This is a genomic window from Leptolyngbya sp. AS-A5 (assembly GCF_039962495.1).
In the GTDB taxonomy this organism is placed as follows: domain Bacteria; phylum Cyanobacteriota; class Cyanobacteriia; order Leptolyngbyales; family Leptolyngbyaceae; genus Leptolyngbya.
In genome coordinates this window covers 18,392-33,560 of the sequence record NZ_JAMPLL010000002.1, presented here as the reverse complement: position 1 = coordinate 33,560, position 15,169 = coordinate 18,392, and the positions used below count along the sequence as shown (strand labels likewise).

Annotated in this window: 19 protein-coding genes; 8 read left to right on the top strand and 11 right to left on the bottom strand. The window is 48.5% G+C overall.

The window, feature by feature from the left end; translation table 11 throughout:
• Window positions 1-46: 46 nt before the first annotated feature.
• The 3 genes from cysK to NC980_RS02640 all read right to left on the bottom strand — a co-directional run bounded on the left by cysK (window position 47) and on the right by NC980_RS02640 (window position 3,428).
• Window positions 47-1,012: a cysteine synthase A gene (gene cysK, locus NC980_RS02650; RefSeq protein ID WP_190379586.1), complete on the bottom strand. Its 966-nt coding sequence runs from the start codon at window positions 1,010-1,012 to the stop codon at window positions 47-49.
• Between the two features lie 91 nt (window positions 1,013-1,103).
• Window positions 1,104-1,550: an Rrf2 family transcriptional regulator gene (locus NC980_RS02645; RefSeq protein ID WP_190379585.1), complete on the bottom strand. Its 447-nt coding sequence runs from the start codon at window positions 1,548-1,550 to the stop codon at window positions 1,104-1,106.
• 156 nt (window positions 1,551-1,706) lie between these two features.
• Window positions 1,707-3,428, bottom strand: a complete 1,722-nt coding sequence (locus NC980_RS02640) for an iron uptake porin (protein WP_190379584.1) — start codon at window positions 3,426-3,428, stop codon at window positions 1,707-1,709.
• 308 nt (window positions 3,429-3,736) lie between these two features.
• On the opposite strand from NC980_RS02640, the gene NC980_RS02635 reads away from it, so the two are divergent.
• The 4 genes from NC980_RS02635 to NC980_RS02620 all read left to right on the top strand — a co-directional run bounded on the left by NC980_RS02635 (window position 3,737) and on the right by NC980_RS02620 (window position 8,160).
• Window positions 3,737-5,293 (top strand): metallophosphoesterase, encoded by a 1,557-nt coding sequence (locus NC980_RS02635; RefSeq protein ID WP_190379944.1) that lies wholly within the window; start codon window positions 3,737-3,739, stop codon window positions 5,291-5,293.
• Window positions 5,290-6,003: a Nif3-like dinuclear metal center hexameric protein gene (locus NC980_RS02630; RefSeq protein ID WP_190379583.1), complete on the top strand. Its 714-nt coding sequence runs from the start codon at window positions 5,290-5,292 to the stop codon at window positions 6,001-6,003. The genes NC980_RS02635 and NC980_RS02630 overlap by 4 nt, the downstream gene beginning before the upstream one ends.
• Window positions 6,004-6,076: 73 nt before the next feature.
• Window positions 6,077-6,958 carry an MbnP family copper-binding protein gene (locus NC980_RS02625; RefSeq protein WP_190379582.1) on the top strand — a complete coding sequence of 294 codons (882 nt, stop codon included), beginning with the start codon at window positions 6,077-6,079 and terminating at the stop codon, window positions 6,956-6,958.
• On the top strand, window positions 6,955-8,160 hold the full coding sequence (locus NC980_RS02620) for a methanobactin export MATE transporter MbnM (RefSeq protein ID WP_190379581.1): 1,206 nt from the start codon (window positions 6,955-6,957) through the stop codon (window positions 8,158-8,160). The genes NC980_RS02625 and NC980_RS02620 overlap by 4 nt, the downstream gene beginning before the upstream one ends.
• On the opposite strand, the gene NC980_RS02615 is transcribed toward NC980_RS02620, so the two are convergent.
• The 5 genes from NC980_RS02615 to NC980_RS02595 all read right to left on the bottom strand — a co-directional run bounded on the left by NC980_RS02615 (window position 8,085) and on the right by NC980_RS02595 (window position 9,970).
• Window positions 8,085-8,345 (bottom strand): DUF2442 domain-containing protein, encoded by a 261-nt coding sequence (locus NC980_RS02615; protein WP_190379580.1) that lies wholly within the window; start codon window positions 8,343-8,345, stop codon window positions 8,085-8,087. The two genes, NC980_RS02620 and NC980_RS02615, sit on opposite strands and share 76 nt — an antisense overlap.
• A complete protein-coding gene (locus NC980_RS02610) occupies window positions 8,317-8,562 on the bottom strand; it encodes a DUF4160 domain-containing protein (protein WP_190379579.1) in 246 nt (81 codons plus the stop codon). Before NC980_RS02610 ends, NC980_RS02615 begins: the two co-directional genes overlap by 29 nt.
• A 7-nt stretch (window positions 8,563-8,569) precedes the next feature.
• Window positions 8,570-8,815 carry a hypothetical protein gene (locus NC980_RS02605; protein ID WP_190379578.1) on the bottom strand — a complete coding sequence of 82 codons (246 nt, stop codon included), beginning with the start codon at window positions 8,813-8,815 and terminating at the stop codon, window positions 8,570-8,572.
• 100 nt (window positions 8,816-8,915) lie between these two features.
• Window positions 8,916-9,122 (bottom strand): hypothetical protein, encoded by a 207-nt coding sequence (locus NC980_RS02600; protein ID WP_190379577.1) that lies wholly within the window; start codon window positions 9,120-9,122, stop codon window positions 8,916-8,918.
• A 425-nt stretch (window positions 9,123-9,547) separates the two neighbouring features.
• Window positions 9,548-9,970: a hypothetical protein gene (locus tag NC980_RS02595; RefSeq protein WP_190379576.1), complete on the bottom strand. Its 423-nt coding sequence runs from the start codon at window positions 9,968-9,970 to the stop codon at window positions 9,548-9,550.
• 112 nt (window positions 9,971-10,082) lie between these two features.
• On the opposite strand from NC980_RS02595, the gene NC980_RS02590 reads away from it, so the two are divergent.
• Window positions 10,083-10,523, top strand: a complete 441-nt coding sequence (locus NC980_RS02590) for a hypothetical protein (RefSeq protein WP_348253901.1) — start codon at window positions 10,083-10,085, stop codon at window positions 10,521-10,523.
• Here NC980_RS02590 and rsmG read toward each other — a convergent pair.
• Window positions 10,520-11,242 (bottom strand): 16S rRNA (guanine(527)-N(7))-methyltransferase RsmG, encoded by a 723-nt coding sequence (rsmG, locus tag NC980_RS02585; RefSeq protein WP_190379574.1) that lies wholly within the window; start codon window positions 11,240-11,242, stop codon window positions 10,520-10,522. The genes NC980_RS02590 and rsmG overlap by 4 nt on opposite strands.
• Entirely contained in the window at window positions 11,236-11,901 is a 666-nt protein-coding gene (locus NC980_RS02580; RefSeq protein WP_190379573.1) for an energy-coupling factor ABC transporter ATP-binding protein, read from the bottom strand. Before NC980_RS02580 ends, rsmG begins: the two co-directional genes overlap by 7 nt.
• A 137-nt stretch (window positions 11,902-12,038) precedes the next feature.
• On the opposite strand from NC980_RS02580, the gene NC980_RS02575 reads away from it, so the two are divergent.
• The 3 genes from NC980_RS02575 to NC980_RS02565 are packed head-to-tail and all read left to right on the top strand — an operon-like array spanning window position 12,039 to window position 14,063.
• Window positions 12,039-12,950: a Sll0314/Alr1548 family TPR repeat-containing protein gene (locus NC980_RS02575; protein ID WP_190379572.1), complete on the top strand. Its 912-nt coding sequence runs from the start codon at window positions 12,039-12,041 to the stop codon at window positions 12,948-12,950.
• A 43-nt stretch (window positions 12,951-12,993) separates the two neighbouring features.
• Window positions 12,994-13,452 carry a DUF3531 family protein gene (locus NC980_RS02570; RefSeq protein ID WP_190379571.1) on the top strand — a complete coding sequence of 153 codons (459 nt, stop codon included), beginning with the start codon at window positions 12,994-12,996 and terminating at the stop codon, window positions 13,450-13,452.
• A gap of 8 nt (window positions 13,453-13,460) precedes the next feature.
• Window positions 13,461-14,063: a transglutaminase family protein gene (locus NC980_RS02565; protein ID WP_190379570.1), complete on the top strand. Its 603-nt coding sequence runs from the start codon at window positions 13,461-13,463 to the stop codon at window positions 14,061-14,063.
• Here NC980_RS02565 and NC980_RS02560 read toward each other — a convergent pair.
• Complete coding sequence (locus tag NC980_RS02560) at window positions 14,056-15,042, bottom strand: ATP-binding cassette domain-containing protein (RefSeq protein ID WP_190379569.1); 987 nt, start codon at window positions 15,040-15,042, stop codon at window positions 14,056-14,058. The genes NC980_RS02565 and NC980_RS02560 overlap by 8 nt on opposite strands.
• Window positions 15,043-15,169 lie beyond the last annotated feature (127 nt).

The window sequence follows — 15,169 nt, the reverse complement described above, 5'->3', positions numbered from 1 at the left end:
TGTCAATCAATTTCTATCTTTATACAGTTTCTCTAGTCCCCAAACTTTAGCCATTTAGCATCGCAGGCATCGTTAACTCTGGATCTTGAAACAGTGCCGTACTGAGATATCGCTCACCAAAGCTCGGTTGAATCATCACGATCAGCTTGCCTGCATTTTCAGGACGTTTGCCAATCTCGATCGCTGCCTTTAGTGCCGCACCGCTGGAAATCCCAGACAGCAAGCCTTCTTCCCGCGCCATCCGTCGGCTATAGGCGATCGCATCATCATCCGACACTGAGATCACTTCGTCGATCAGCTCGACATTTAACACAGGCGGCACGAATCCGGCTCCAATTCCCTGAATTTTGTGCGGCCCCGGTCGTCCACCCGATAAAACCGGACTGTTTGCGGGTTCAACCGCGATCGCCCTGAAGCTCGGTTTGCGCTGTTTAATCACTTCTGCAACGCCCGTAATCGTTCCGCCCGTACCGATTCCCGCCACGATGAAATCGACCTCGCCTTCGGTATCTTCCCAAATTTCCGCAGCCGTCGTTTCTCGGTGAACTTGGGGATTGGCGGGATTGCGAAACTGTTGCAGCATATACGCATGAGGAGTCGTATCCACAATATGCTGCGCTCGCTGAATACAGCCTGCCATTCCTTCAATTCCCGGAGTCAGTTCTAATTCGGCTCCGTAAGCTCTCAGCATCGATCGACGTTCTGAACTCATGGTTTCTGGCATGGTTAGGATTAACCGATATCCCTTCGCCGCTGCTGCCATCGCTAGAGCAATTCCAGTGTTTCCAGAGGTTGGCTCAACTAAAACCGTTTTTCCAGGTGAGATCAAGCCCTCACGCTCAGCCGCTTGAATCATGCTGATGCCAATTCGATCCTTGACCGAGGCAGAGGGGTTCATGCCTTCGAGTTTTACCACAATTCGAGCGACGCATCCTTCGGCTTGAGGAATGCGATTGAGTTGAACCAGGGGCGTGTGTCCAATTAAAGCAGTGACATTCTGAGCAATACGCATAAGACAAGTAAGACAGGGGGGTGAAAAGTTCGGATAATAAACGAAGAGAGCAGGAGCGGGACAATCCAATCATCCGATCGACAACAGCAGATCAAATGTAATACATGAAATCGAGCTGGCGACGAGAATCCCGGCGCTCACGCAAATCCTTCAGCGTGTATTTCTGAAACACTGCGTTTGCCGCATCGTTCGCCTCTTGCCAGATCTCGCACACGATCGATCCTTCTAGCGTTTTGCCGGATTTGAGTGCGGTTTCCTGGTCGATCGGTTGGCTATCAAAGCCTTCAAGACAAGCTAACACTTCAAAGAGCGTAATTTTCCACGGTTCCCGCGCGAGTAGGTATCCGCCTTTTGCGCCCCGCTGCGATCGCACAATTCCACCGCGTCGCAGGGTTGCCAGCAGTTGTTCGAGATAGCGATCGGGAATATTTTGCTGGGCGGAAATCTGTCGAATTTGCAGAGGTTCGCCGCTGTCATAAGCGACAGATAGCTCAATCAGTGCAAGTAGCGCATACTCACTCTTACAGGAAATCTCCACGGGTACACTCTGGGATCAGGTTAACAGGCTCTTTCTAGTATACTCCGGTTTAACACTAGGGTTTTGCAGGTTTTCTAAATGTAATAAAAAAGCCCCGCAAGTTGCGGGGCTTTGCGGACGATAATACGCCGCGTGATCACTCAAGCTGGAATCCGATTAGAACGTGAAGGTCGTCCGAATCGTACCGACATAAACAGCGCGGTTCGCGTCATTATGTTCGGGATTGAGAATCACGATGATGCCCGGTGTAATTGAGAGATTCTGATTGAGGCGGAGGCGATACAATCCTTCCAGGTGGTAGGATACATCGCGGTCGTTGCGACCAGCAACGTTCAGCGATGAAGCTCTCGGCGGAACGCCAAAGATGACACCTGCGAGGTTGCCTTTACCGCCCAAGTCTGGGAATGCCAGAGAGACTGCCCAGTTCCAAGCCTCAGCACGACGACCGGTAGCCGAGGGAAGTGGGCTTTCTCTGAAAGCTTGAGTGTATCCACCCCAAGCCGCCAGCGTGAAGTTTGGCGTGATGCGGAATGCACCTTGAATGCCGAAGTTATTCGCGCTAGTTGCCACCGCGCCAAACGGAGCATTTGCCAAGGCGCTTCCGGTTGCACCCACTACACCCTGAGAGACGTTAATCGAACCAGCATCTCCAGCCGCAAAGTTGGTGTAGGAGCGGACATAGGTTAAGCCTAGGTCGATATTGCTAGCAGGTTTGAAGCCTAACTGAGCGATCGCAGCATTTGAGCCATTGAACAAGCCAAATCGATCGCCTGGGTTGTTGGCGTTGCTAGCCAGGTAGCCGAGAGAGACGGTGAGCGCGTTGCCCAACGGGTAGTTGAGCGTTATCCCTGTACCGCCAGCAGCAGCACGGTAGACCGGGTTGAATCGACCAAAGCGGGAGATCGATCCTTGTCCGTCGCTTGCCAACAAGGGGTTGAAGTTCGGCATGTTGTTGTAGAATTCACCGCCGAATGCGTCGAGCGTGATTTGTCCACCATTGCCGATCGGGAAGCGGTAGAACAATTTATCGATTCCAACCTGGTTGCCGGAAGGGCCGCCGCCTTCATAAGACAGACGTGCCATGTTCGTGCCGGTTACGGTTGCGCCCCCAAAGTTCGGAATGTTGCGACCTTGCAAACGAGTTAATAAGGTGTCTTTTCCGGTAAAGCTGGTCAACAGGCTCAGACGAACCCGATTGCTGAAGGTGGTATTGTCAGCAACTTCGGGCGTTGTCGCTGTGGGAGCGCCAGTGCCTGTAAAGCTAGAAACAGCGACTTGATCGCCCTGAGCACCTGAGATCGAGAAGATTGCTTCCCCTTGCAGTTTCGTCGTGGTTGAGAACTGCTGCTTCTCTAAGGTCGTGGTACGTGCTTCGAGCGCATCCACTCGTCCTCGCAGTGTGGCTAATTCTGCCGCAAACTGCTCTTGCAGCTTTTGCAGCGTTGCCAAGTCTTCTTTCTTCACCAAGTCTGCGGTCGATGCTGCAATTAGTTCGTTGATGCGGTTGAGGCAGGCGTTCAGGCCGGCAGCGAATTCAAACCGAGTGGTGGCGCGGTTGCCACGGAAGGTACGATCGGGATAACCCGCGATACAGCCGTAGCGTTCAACGAGGGATTGCAGGGCTTGGAATGCCCAGTCGGTGGGGCGCACATCCGAGAGCTGAGAAACCGAGGTGACTTGTCCAGCTTGATTTGCTGAAACAACACCCTCATTGCTATAGGCACTTAATTGATCGAGTGAGGAAACAGTTTGAGTCGTTGCATCAGCTTTGACTTCGTTCGCAGCAACGCCAGTTGCACCAAGAGCAGCGGAGACAGTCAGCGTAGCACCAAGCAGCACTGGATTAACCAGCAGCGATTTCCACAAGTTATTAGACATGATCACTTCCGTATTCACACCATCGAACAAAACACATTGGGATTCTGAATTAAAAGCAGAACGCAATGTTTACAACAGTATACCCTAGTACAATCTTGATTCTTAATGGATTCAGCATGGGGATCATAGAAGGTTTATCGATTTGATTGCGTTACGGGATTTAGGGTGATCCGGTATACATAGAAATTTTTGCAGAATCTTCATAGACTTAACTCAATCATCTTGAATGAAATCTTTCTGAAGAAGATGGCGTGAGCAAGTTTGCTCGTTAGGATAAGTTTTGGTGTCGCACAGATTAGTCATTCATGATGAGATTCGTTTCCGATCCGGCAACCTCGCTCAAGATTCAAAAGATGCAGGAGCGCGTGAAATGGCGTACACCCAGTTTGATCGATCGCGGGATTGATCAAACTCGATTAGTGATTGAGGACGATCGAGAGCAAGATGCTTTCTCGTTCTTAGTGATTGGGGATAGCGGATCTGGGCGGCATCCGGGACATTTTCCTCAGCGGAGAATCGCAGAACAAATGCTGCCGCACCGTGATGAATCTCGCTTTATTCTGCACACCGGAGATGTGATTTATCTGGTTGGCTCTAGCGAGTTTTATCCACATAATTTTATTGAGCCGTACCGAGAGTTTTTGGTTGGAGGAGAAACACCGAGCCAGATTGCATTTGATCAAATGGTGTTTAATCTGCCGTTTTTACCTGTACTTGGAAATCATGATTATTATGATCTTCCTTTGGTTTATGGAATTCTTTCACAGGTCTCTTATCCGATTAGAAAACTATTACGATCGCGGATTGATTTTGATATTCGATTTCATGGGTCTTATCAGGGAAAAGCGTTCGCGCAGGCGTTCATGGATTTGCTGTCGGTTGCAGAACAGCATGGGAAATTAGCGACGCATCTCGATCAACACTACACAGCTGAAACCTCGACCGGACGATGCTTGCGATATCAACCGGGATCATTTACGCGATTGCCGAATCGTTACTACACTTTTCGCTATGGTGGGATTGATTTCTTTGCGCTCGATTCTAATACGATTAATGAGCCGACCCCGCTTTCGGCAGGTCAAGCAGGACGAGCCGATCGACGACGGTTAACCGAACAACGTGCGGCGATCGAACAAGAGATGCAGCAGTTGATGGTCGATATTTCTCGGCTTGATATTAACGAACCTGAACAATCGGATCAAGCGGATGATATCCGGGTCAAATTGCAGCAGCTTGAGGAGATCCAGATTGATATTGAGAAACAATTGAATGCGGAAACGAGCGTTGAGAGCGATTATGAGCAGTTGGATTGGTTGCGCGATCGCTTGGTTCAGTCTTGGCGATCTCCAGAGGTGCGAGGGCGCGTCGTTTATTTTCATCATCCGCCTTATGTAACGGAGGCAACGAAATGGTATCAGGCGCAAACTTTAGCAGTGCGCTATCGATTGCGGCAGGTGTTCGATGATGTGGCAAGAGAGATTGATCTGAAAGGTCGCCCGATCGTGGATCTAGTTCTGAATGGTCATGCTCATTGTTTTGAGTATTTGCGGACTGGAGATACCGGACACGCAGACTCAAATATGAATTGGGTAGTCTGTGGGGGAAGCGGCTATAGTTTGCGGCGACAGCGAGAAGAGGGAGCTGAGATTACAGAGCGGATCGAGTCAGAGGAGCGAATTGTCGCGAAATCTCAACTGTTTGTGGGACGAACTGGACAAGGAGCTTACAAACAGCGCCCTTACTCATTTGTGAGGATTGATGTGACCGCAGATGATCCGGTGAAGTTTATTCTGCGTCCTTATGTTTCCGAGTGGTCAAGGCGACAGTGGCACGATCGCGCCCTTGATCCGATTGTGCTGACATGATTACTCAGCAGTTACTGGTTGAATTTCTCGATCGCTTCTTCAATGTGGATCGGTATCCTGAAGAGGAGCGAGGCGGAATTTATCAACTCAGCGATCGTCCGATTCGCCGCTTAGGACTGGCGCTTGAACCGATTCCGCAGATCGATTACTGGGTCACAAAAAATCAAATTGATGCACTCTTCTTACATCGTCCTTGGCAGTTTAATTCTGATCTTGATATTGGTATCGTTTTTTATCATTTAGCGTTCGATGAGCGGTTGACGTTAGGATTTAACTTGCAATTGGCAGATGTATTATCGCTTGTGAACGTGCAGCCGTTCGGATACAAAGCAGACCGAGCGATCGGTATGATTGGAGAGGTTCCATCTCAAAGTTTTGATCGCTACTGTTTTCAGGTGCGAGAGATTTTTGGGGGTTATGAGTCTGCGAACACGTACTCGTGTAGCGAAGCTAACGGACAGGCGGATACGACGGGGAAAGTGGCGATCGTGGGATCAATGAATGATGGTTTGATTCGATCGGCAGCAGAGCAAGGTGCAACCGTTTACATTACTGGACAGTTTCGTGTTTCCGCTAAACAAGCCGTGTTAGATACGGGAATGGGTGTGATTGAAGTGGGGCATCGACGCTGTGAACAGTGGGGATTAAGGACGTTGTCTGCGGTACTGCGGCAGCGTTGGTCAGCGCTCAGAACAATCGTTATAAGCTAAGTTTTACAGCGCGTCGTTTGAATCCGAGTGGTGCTTGTCCTAGAGTTGAGAAGTTTGTCCTAATTGCTGTGTTATGAGATTACGGCTCTCTTTATTTTTTGGTGCGATCGCGTCACTGGTTTCTATTCCAAGTGCGACCGCTCAATCGTCTCAACCTGTTTCGATCCAATTTCGCGGATTGGTTGGCGATCAATCGTTTCAGTGTAATTCAACTTACTTACTCGGTACACCTTCAACCTCTGTTGCTCCTGCTGATTTTCGCTTCTATGTCTCAGATGTAGCGTTGATCGATGCTCAAGGAAAAGCCGTTCCCGTAACATTAACGCAAGATAATCGCTGGCAATATCAGAATGTTGCACTGATTGATTTTGAAAATAAAACCGGAATGTGTTCAAACGGTACAACTGAGACAAACGATCGTATTGTTGGAACGATTCCAAAAGGCAATTACAAGGGAATTCGCTTCGCGTTGGGCGTTTCGTTTAAGCTCAATCACGAAGATGCAACGATCGCGCCTTCACCTTTAAACCTCACATCACTCTGGTGGAATTGGAGAGGCGGCTATAAGTTTGCTCGAATTGATTTTGCGCTACCGATGTCAGGCATGAAGCACGATCAACCTCACTCATCCAATAAACAGCAGGGATTTAATATTCACCTGGGTAGTACCGGATGCAATGCTACGAATAATCGCCAAAAACCAGAAAGTTGTTCAAATCCGAATATTGCAACGATTACATTTGAAAACTTTAATCCCGAAAACAGCGTTATTGTTGCCGATCTTAAATCTCTAGTGGAAGACTCAAATTTGACGAAGAACCAGCCTGACACTGGACTTGGCTGTATGTCTGATCCTAAAGACGGCGATTGTACTGCAATTCTCACGAATTTCGGATTGCCTCAAACTGGAAAATCTGCCCGTCAAATATTCTTTCGAGTTGCCCCGCGACCATGAAGGACTGGTTTAACCTTGCGATTCTTACCCTTCTCGCCTTCTGCTTGTCGATCGGCTTGAGTGCTGCATTTTCTAGAAGTGATGCAGCCTCTAGCTACGATTGGCAACTCCCCGCATGGACACCACCGCCGATCGTGGCTGCCAACAATCCGATGAGTGCTGCAAAAGTCGAACTCGGACGGCATCTCTTTTATGAAAAGCGTCTTTCGGTCACGGGTGAATTTTCTTGCGCCACCTGTCACGACCAATCCCGCGCCTTTACTGAGAAAAAATCGGTGTCGATCGGTGCCACCGGAGAGGCTCACCCCCGAAACGCAATGAGCTTAGCGAATGTTGCCTACAATTCGGTACTCACCTGGGCAAATCCGCTAATGACTGATCTAGAGACTCAGCTTCTTGTGCCGCTATTTGGGGAACATCCGATCGAGATGGGCATGGCAGGTAAAGAAACAGAAATTCTTGCGATGTTGCGCGACGATCCGCAGTACCGTCAATTGTTCGCTGCAGCAAATGAAGAAATTAATATCAATTCAATGGTAAAAGCGATCGCAGCATTTGAACGATCGCTGATTTCGTTTAATTCGCCCTACGATCAATACCGCTATGGAGGGAACGATCAGGCAATTTCCGAGGCTGCAAAACGGGGTGAAGCCTTGTTTGAAAGTGAGAAACTTGAATGCTTTCATTGTCACGGAGGGATTAACTTTTCTGATTCCACCGTTCATTCCCGTTCTGGTTTCAAGGAAATTGCATTTCACAACACTGGTCTATACAATCTCGATAACAAAGGTGCTTATCCCGCTAATAACACGGGTATTCACGAAATTACTCTCAAGCCGTCTGATATGGGGCGTTTCAAAGCACCCACCTTGCGAAATATTGCCTTAACTGCACCCTATATGCACGATGGCAGTATTGGCACACTAGAGCAAGTGATCGAGCATTATGCGGCGGGGGGTCGAACAATTCACGCAGGTCAGTTTGCGGGAGTGGGTAGCGAGAATCCACTTAAGAGTTCATTTGTGAAAGGGTTTAAGTTAAGCGATCGTGAAAAGCAGGATCTTCTCGCTTTTCTTCGCAGTCTCACCGATGAATCGTTTGTGAAGAATCCGGCATTTAGCAATCCTCAGATCGATCGTGGAGCAGGCGCACCCCGCAACATTCCTTCTGTACTGAGATCTTCATCAATCTCTTCCCAGTGAATACCGTACCCACCACCAGAGACGCGCCAGTTTGCTCTTTGCTCAGGAGTTGCATTCAATAACCTCGGATACCACACCAAAGGAACTGTGATTGTTCGTCCATCCATTAAATCAACTGCGATCGTGTCTCCTGTGAGATGCACATCTTTAACTCGCTCATCTGTCTGAATCCTCGAAATAGTCATTCCAAGCCTCCAACAGTGTTACTTGATGTTGTTCAACTAGAAATTGCAACCTTCGCAATTCTTTTGCGCTAAAGCCAATATTCTTTGCCAAACCCACAGGATCTAACCAAAATTTGGCGGACAACTCATCTCGATCAATATGAATATGAGCAGGTTCATTGGGTTCGTGACTGTAGAAGTAGAAGCGGTAAGCGTTAATCCTCAAAACAGTCGGCATCTTAGCTCTAATCAGTGGGACTCAGGCGCTTGATGATCCAACTGCTTGCCCCGCTAATGAGCGCACCCGCCATCAAAATGCCCAAAGCAGGCTGCATCACAGGTGTCCAAAGTGAAAGCCACAGGTTTAATCCGAGTGGCACTTTTGCAGCCTGACCGATTAGAGCGATCGCAAACCAGCCAAAACACAGCAGCACAAAAAACAAGTTCCACATCAGCACTGTATTCAGCCACTTAAAAAACGTTTCTTTCATAAACTCAATTCAGCCATTTATCTTCATTAACTTAGCAAAAAATGGGCTGCAACTGAATTCAGTGCAGCCCAAACGCCAATGATCCAGGGATAAACTGTTATTAGAGATCGTGAACCGATGGGAAATCTTTGTCGCGTGAATATTGCAGATTTTCAGGATCAACGTAGTGACAGACTGCATCATTCAAACAAATTACCGCCCAGCCCGATTGGTGCATCTCAACTAATTCATAGCCCGATGCCTGCTGCACAAAATAGCCTCTATGATTCCGTGTACCAGGTTTAACGCCAACTCGATCAATAGACATGATAATTTGCTCCTTAAGCTACAAAGAAATCGCCCGATCGACACTTGTGCAAATCAGAATCAAATCGCTATAAGCCGTGTTAGCACGGCGTGTTAAACGACAATAAACACACCATTGCGTAAACAATTAAATTTCACGCAAGCCGTTTTTTGCTTCTGTAAAGTGGCGAAAAGACTGTTAGAAATGAGGAATATATCCTGATTTTCAAATACTATCATCGACTTTCTAAGATGATGATTAAATTATTTGATTTTGTGTTGCAGTATATAAATTAATTGGATTGTTTTGTACAGCGAAATGCAACAATTTTGTAGCGTAGATTGTCGATCCCGTAACGCAAAATTCACATAGCAGCTTTCCACAATCTTCGAGAGCCAGAATTTCGTTCTGACTCTCGAAGATTGTAAACAAAAATGAAGGGATTCTTAGGATTCAAATAACCAAGCTTTCACTCTTTGCAAACTCTTCCAGTCAGGTTTTCTTGCCAATCCATCTTCGATATTTTGCTGCACTTCGTCGCGCAATTCTTCAACCGCAAAGGTTAATTGTTGTGCCATTTCAACGTGGGGTCTGACTCCTGGCTTAGACAGATCCAACATTGCCAAAATCAGATTGATGCGAGCTTGCGCATCTTGAGGAACCAGTTTCACCGCTTTTTGAGCGGCGGGAAATGCCAGCGCAGGCTTATCCGCCAGCAAATAGAGCCACGCTAAACAAGTCCAAGCTGCACCCGTTTTGCGAGAACGATCGCAGATTTCTTTAAACACTGGAATCAGATTTTCTGGGGCTTCTCCAGCTTTGTAGCGCTCCAGTCCCTCTTCAAAAAGGGCTTCAACCGTTTGAGTCATGACACCTAATCAAAATAATGTAGAGGTTAGTTGGGGTAACTAACCGATCGAACCGTTTCTTATTCTATCGAATCGCCTGACTTGGAATTGCAAGAGGACAATTTTAGGCTAAGTGACTGAAGCCAGAACATCAAAGCTTTACGCGCTCACTCGCACGCTAAAATATGGACGTTCTTTACAAGGATTCACTGTGGTAGAGCGACCCATTAAAAAGTCTGAGCGCCTCGCAAAAAGCGCCGAAGACGCAACTTCAGCATCACCCGATCAGTCCCCAACTGAGAGTTCCGCCGCTCTTCCAGACGGATTCAAGCCTTCGTCCGCGCCCCGTCCCGCGAAGAAAGGCGATGCCCCCAGAGATGATGCTAAACCCGCCGAAAGAGAAAAGCGCGGCAAACGCAACGATCGCGGCAAGAAATCCGACGACAAGAAGGATGCACCGCCGATCAATCCTGCCTTGATGCGAGGCCCAAGACCGCCAAAGCCCTCTGCGGCACAACCTGAGCCTGAGATTCCAGCCGATGCAGAGCCGTCTGAAGCTGAAACCGAGTCTTAGAGCGGATCTTGAGCCGGAATGCCGATCGCTCTTGGAAATTCGGACAGCGTAGGGGACGTTTTACGCAGATACAAGCAGTGTCGAACCCCATGCGTTAACGGAGTTTCAAAGCGATCGCATTCTTCCACCACTCCGCCTAATTTTTTTGCCGCTTGATCGAGGGCGATCGCTTCCTCTTCTGTCCATTGCCCCCGATATAGCACCGCTAATCCACCCACTTTTAGCAAGGGTAAAGCATATTCCGCGCAGACCGAAGCGGCAGCTACAGCGCGAATGGTTGCCACATCGTACTTCTCTCGATGTCCAGAAGATTGCCCAATTTGCTCAACGCGATCGACGATCGATCTCACATTGCTGAGTTGCAGGGCTTTCGTACTGTCTTGCAGAAAGGTCACTTTTTTGCGCGTCGAATCGAGCAGCGTGATTTGCCAGTCGGGACGAGCGATCGCCATTGGAATGCCCGGAAAGCCAGCCCCGGTGCCAATATCGATCGCGCTTAGATTTGCCCCTGTAGCTTTCGGAAATACGCCCCGCAGCGAATCCCACAAATGCTTCTCCCAAAAATCCTCCGGCTCGGTAATGCGGGTTAAATTCTGCTGCTGATTGCCTTTGATCACTAGCTCATAAAACTGCTGAAACTGCGATCGCTGGAATTCGCTCGGACTCCATTGGGTGGTCGATCGCCATAAATCCGTCATCTCTGGTAACGCTATTAACATCCAACCCGCTCCAATCTTCTAAGCTCTTCGGGTTTGACTTCTTTGAGTTCACCGTGGCGCAGCGACCAGCAACGATCGGCGATCTCCAGCATATCGCCCGCATCATGCGACACAACCAGCAAACTCCAGTGTGTTTTCAGTTTTGCCAGCAGTTTCACAAGCTGCCGCCGAATCGACCAATCTAGCCCTGCGGTCGGTTCATCGAGTAAAAGAATGCTGGGTTGCCGAATCAACTGAACGGCTAATGCCAATCGTCGCTGCTGCCCACCACTGAGCGCATGAGGAGCCATCGAAAGCGGCAGATGATCTAAACTGACTTCGCGTAAGGCTTCGTGAATGCGATCGGAACTTAACTCCGGGTGCCCCAACCGCAACTCCTCCAAAATCGTGCCGCCGCAGAAATGCCGCTCTGGAAACTGAAACACCAATCCGCACAACTGCTGCATATTCAGAAAGTTTAATTCTTGCTCGCGCCAGAAGATTTCTCCGCTTGTATGTTCTGCGAGTCCTGCCAAAATCTCCAGCAGCGTACTTTTTCCAGAACCGCTCGGGCCTACGATTAAACTCAACTGCTGAGGCGCAACCTCTAGATTGACTGATTTTAGAATCGGCTCCGGAGTCGCAGTCGGATGATAGGACAAATCGCGCAAATACAGCATGAAGTCAAACCGTTAGGGCAATCCTCAGTTTAACCTGTGTTCATTCGGTCAGGTTGCCCACGTAGAAAGATGAGCGCGGAACTTGCGATCGCGTAAAATCGTCTCTCGAATCTGATGCGTCAAAACAAATCAAAGTTATGGTGAAGTGGCTGTCTGGTCGGCTGGCTCAGCAAGCGAGTACCGTCGCGCTGATGATTGGAATGCTCGCGAGTCCGTCGCTAGCGAAAGATCCGTTTAGAACAAGCAATCCGCGTCCGATTAGTGATCGTACCGAAGCCGCGTTTCGCGCCATCTTCGAGAAAGGCAATTACACAGAAGCGCAGAAATTACTGAATCAGTCGGATCAAAATGAGCCGCTCTCTTTTGCGCTCAAGGGTTTCATCACCTACATCAATTTTCAAGGTGAAGCTGACCCACAGCGTAAACAAGCCTTGCTCAACGATTTCAAAACCTACGCGACTCAAACTCGTACCGTTGCAGAGCGATTATCTAAAACTGATCCGCTACGGGGTAATCTCTATCAAGCCGCAGGCACAATTTTAGAAGGCGGATACATCGCCGCGACACAAGGAACCGTTCGCGGCATTCCTCAGATTTTGGGCAATCTTCAGCAAGCGTTTCGCTATCTCGATGCCGCAGAACGCATTGACCCCAAAGATCCCGAAGTCAATTTAATTAAAGGCTTGATTGATCTAACGCTTTCAACCAACCTAAATTTACCGTTATCGAGTCCGACCGAGGCGATCGCGCGGCTCGAACAGAACGCCCAGCCGCGCTATGTTGCCGATCGTGGGTTAGCCCTTGGATATCGAGATTTAAAACAGTTCGATCGTGCCCTGCAAGCCGTCGATCGAGCATTGAGCAAAGCGCCGGATAACCCTGAGTTGAGCTACCTGAAGGCGCAAATTTTGGTGCGGAGTCAGCGACATAGCGACAGCATTCCTCTGTTTCAGAAAGCGCTGAGCAAGAAAGATCAACTCCCAGTCGCAACCGTTCAACAGATTCAAAGAGAATTGCGCGGCGCGCAACAGCGCACAAGCGGACGATAAAATAGAAGTCAGGCAACTTTTACCATCTGCCTGACTTTATTTTATGCGTATTGAGTTTCGAGAGTTTGATCCGTTTAACGTTTGGTTTTGGGTTGAGTTTAATACTGTGCCTTCTGAAATGGAGAAACAGTATGTCGAAGAAGTGTTTAGCTCCTGGTTTTTCCTCGGTAAGCTAGGCGGCTTTAATGCGGAAAATCTGCAAGTGCAAGACATGGGGCTAGAGATTAGCCATATGGAGTATGACGAAAGCATTGCAGGCGACAGCATGATGGCAGTGATGCATAATATGAGCGACTTCGAGTATGAAAGCAACTGGGGACGCTGCTGGTTTGATTTGGGAACCAGTGATGCGATCGCGATCGACATTCTGGTCAATTCACTGCGACAGTTGAGCAAGGATTTTGTGACGATCGATTCCCTAATCATCGGCGGGGAGAACGAAGATTGGCGCGTTCCGGGAAGCGCTGAACCCGGTTTCGTGATGGACAATCAGCGAAATTAGCGATCGATATGGAAGAATACCTCGCATCTACCGAGATTATTGACTGGCAACATCCAGAAATCCTGAGGCTGAGCAAGACGATCGCAGCACAGCATCAAACTCCCAGAGCCGTTGCAAAAGCTGGCTTTGAGTGGGTTCGAGATCAGATTCGGCACAGCTACGACTATCGGATGAATCCTGTCACCTGTCGAGCTTCTGATGTCCTGTTGCACAAAACCGGATATTGCTACGCCAAAAGCCATCTTTTAGCAGCATTGCTACGATCGCATGGCATTCCAGCCGGATTCTGCTATCAGCGATTGAGCATCGATGACAAAGGTGCGCCTTACTGCTTGCATGGATTCAATGCAGTTTATCTGTCAGGAGTTGGCTGGTATCGTGTGGATGCTAGGGGAAATCGAGAAGGCGTGAATGCCCAGTTCACACCCCCTCAAGAAAAATTAGCGTTCAAAACTCAGCTTGATGAGGAAGTAGACTTTCAAGCAATACTTCCAGAACCGTTGCAAGTTGTTGTAGACGCTCTGCAATCTCAAAGCACTTGGGACGAAATGCTGTGTTATCTTCCAGATATTTCTTTGGAAGATGCGGAAAAGTTCGGTTTACTTAAGTAGCAACCGATCCAGCTTGGAAAACGCGCCCGATCACTTCTTCGATCGGCGGATCAGTCACGGTTAAATCCGCGACTTGCAGCTCTGCGAGAATTTTCGCGATCGTCTGCGTCAAATCTTCCTGCTGCACCAAAAATCGAACCGATTGCTTCTCGACTTCCCGAACATACCCGTATGCCGAGAGTTCAGCCTCAGTGTAGGTGTGATTGAATTCGACTTTGACTTCACGGCAGGGAGAGAACCGATCCACCAGTCCAGCAAGACTGCCATCATAAATAAGTTGCCCATGGTGGATCATCAAAACTCGTTCACACAAAGCGGTAATGTCTGCCATGTAATGACTCGTAAGTAAGACAGTGGCACGATAGCGATCGTTATATTCCTTCAAAAATTCACGCACCGCAACTTGGGCATTCACATCTAGCCCTAAAGTCGGCTCATCGAGAAACAAAACTTGTGGCTGATGCAATAGTGCGGCGAGTAATTCTGCTTTCATTCGTTCACCCAGCGAGAGTTTACGAACAGGTTGATTTAATTTGCCATGCAGCGAGAGCATTTCTGACAATTCACCGATTCGGGTTTGCAAGGTGCGATCGCTAATTCCATAAACGGCTGCATTAATTTTGAGCGAGTCAGCCGCAGGCAGATCCCAAATCAACTGCTGCTTTTGTCCCATCACTAGCGTAATTTTTTTCAAGAAAGCCGATCGTCGCTCAAACGGAACGTGTCCCGCAACGGTAACTTTTCCTGAAGATGGATGAATCAATCCGGTTAGCATTTTTAGCGTTGTCGTCTTCCCGGCTCCATTCGCACCGAGAAATCCCACCACTTCACCGGGTTCGATTTGGAATGAAACATCTTGTACCGCCTTGACTTGGCGATAGGTGCGCTTGAAAAAATGCGTTACTGTTCCCTTGAACCCTGCTTCTTTGATAGCGACAGGATAAATTTTAGTGAGGCGATCGACGGTAATGGTAGACATGAGGGACGAAGAATGAAGAGTTGAATCTTAAGAGATTCTTGCTATTTCAATTCTAGAGATTAATTCAGCTCATCTCGATCACACATCTGCCCGAAGAAATTTTGCATTGTGTGGCTGATTCTGGAGT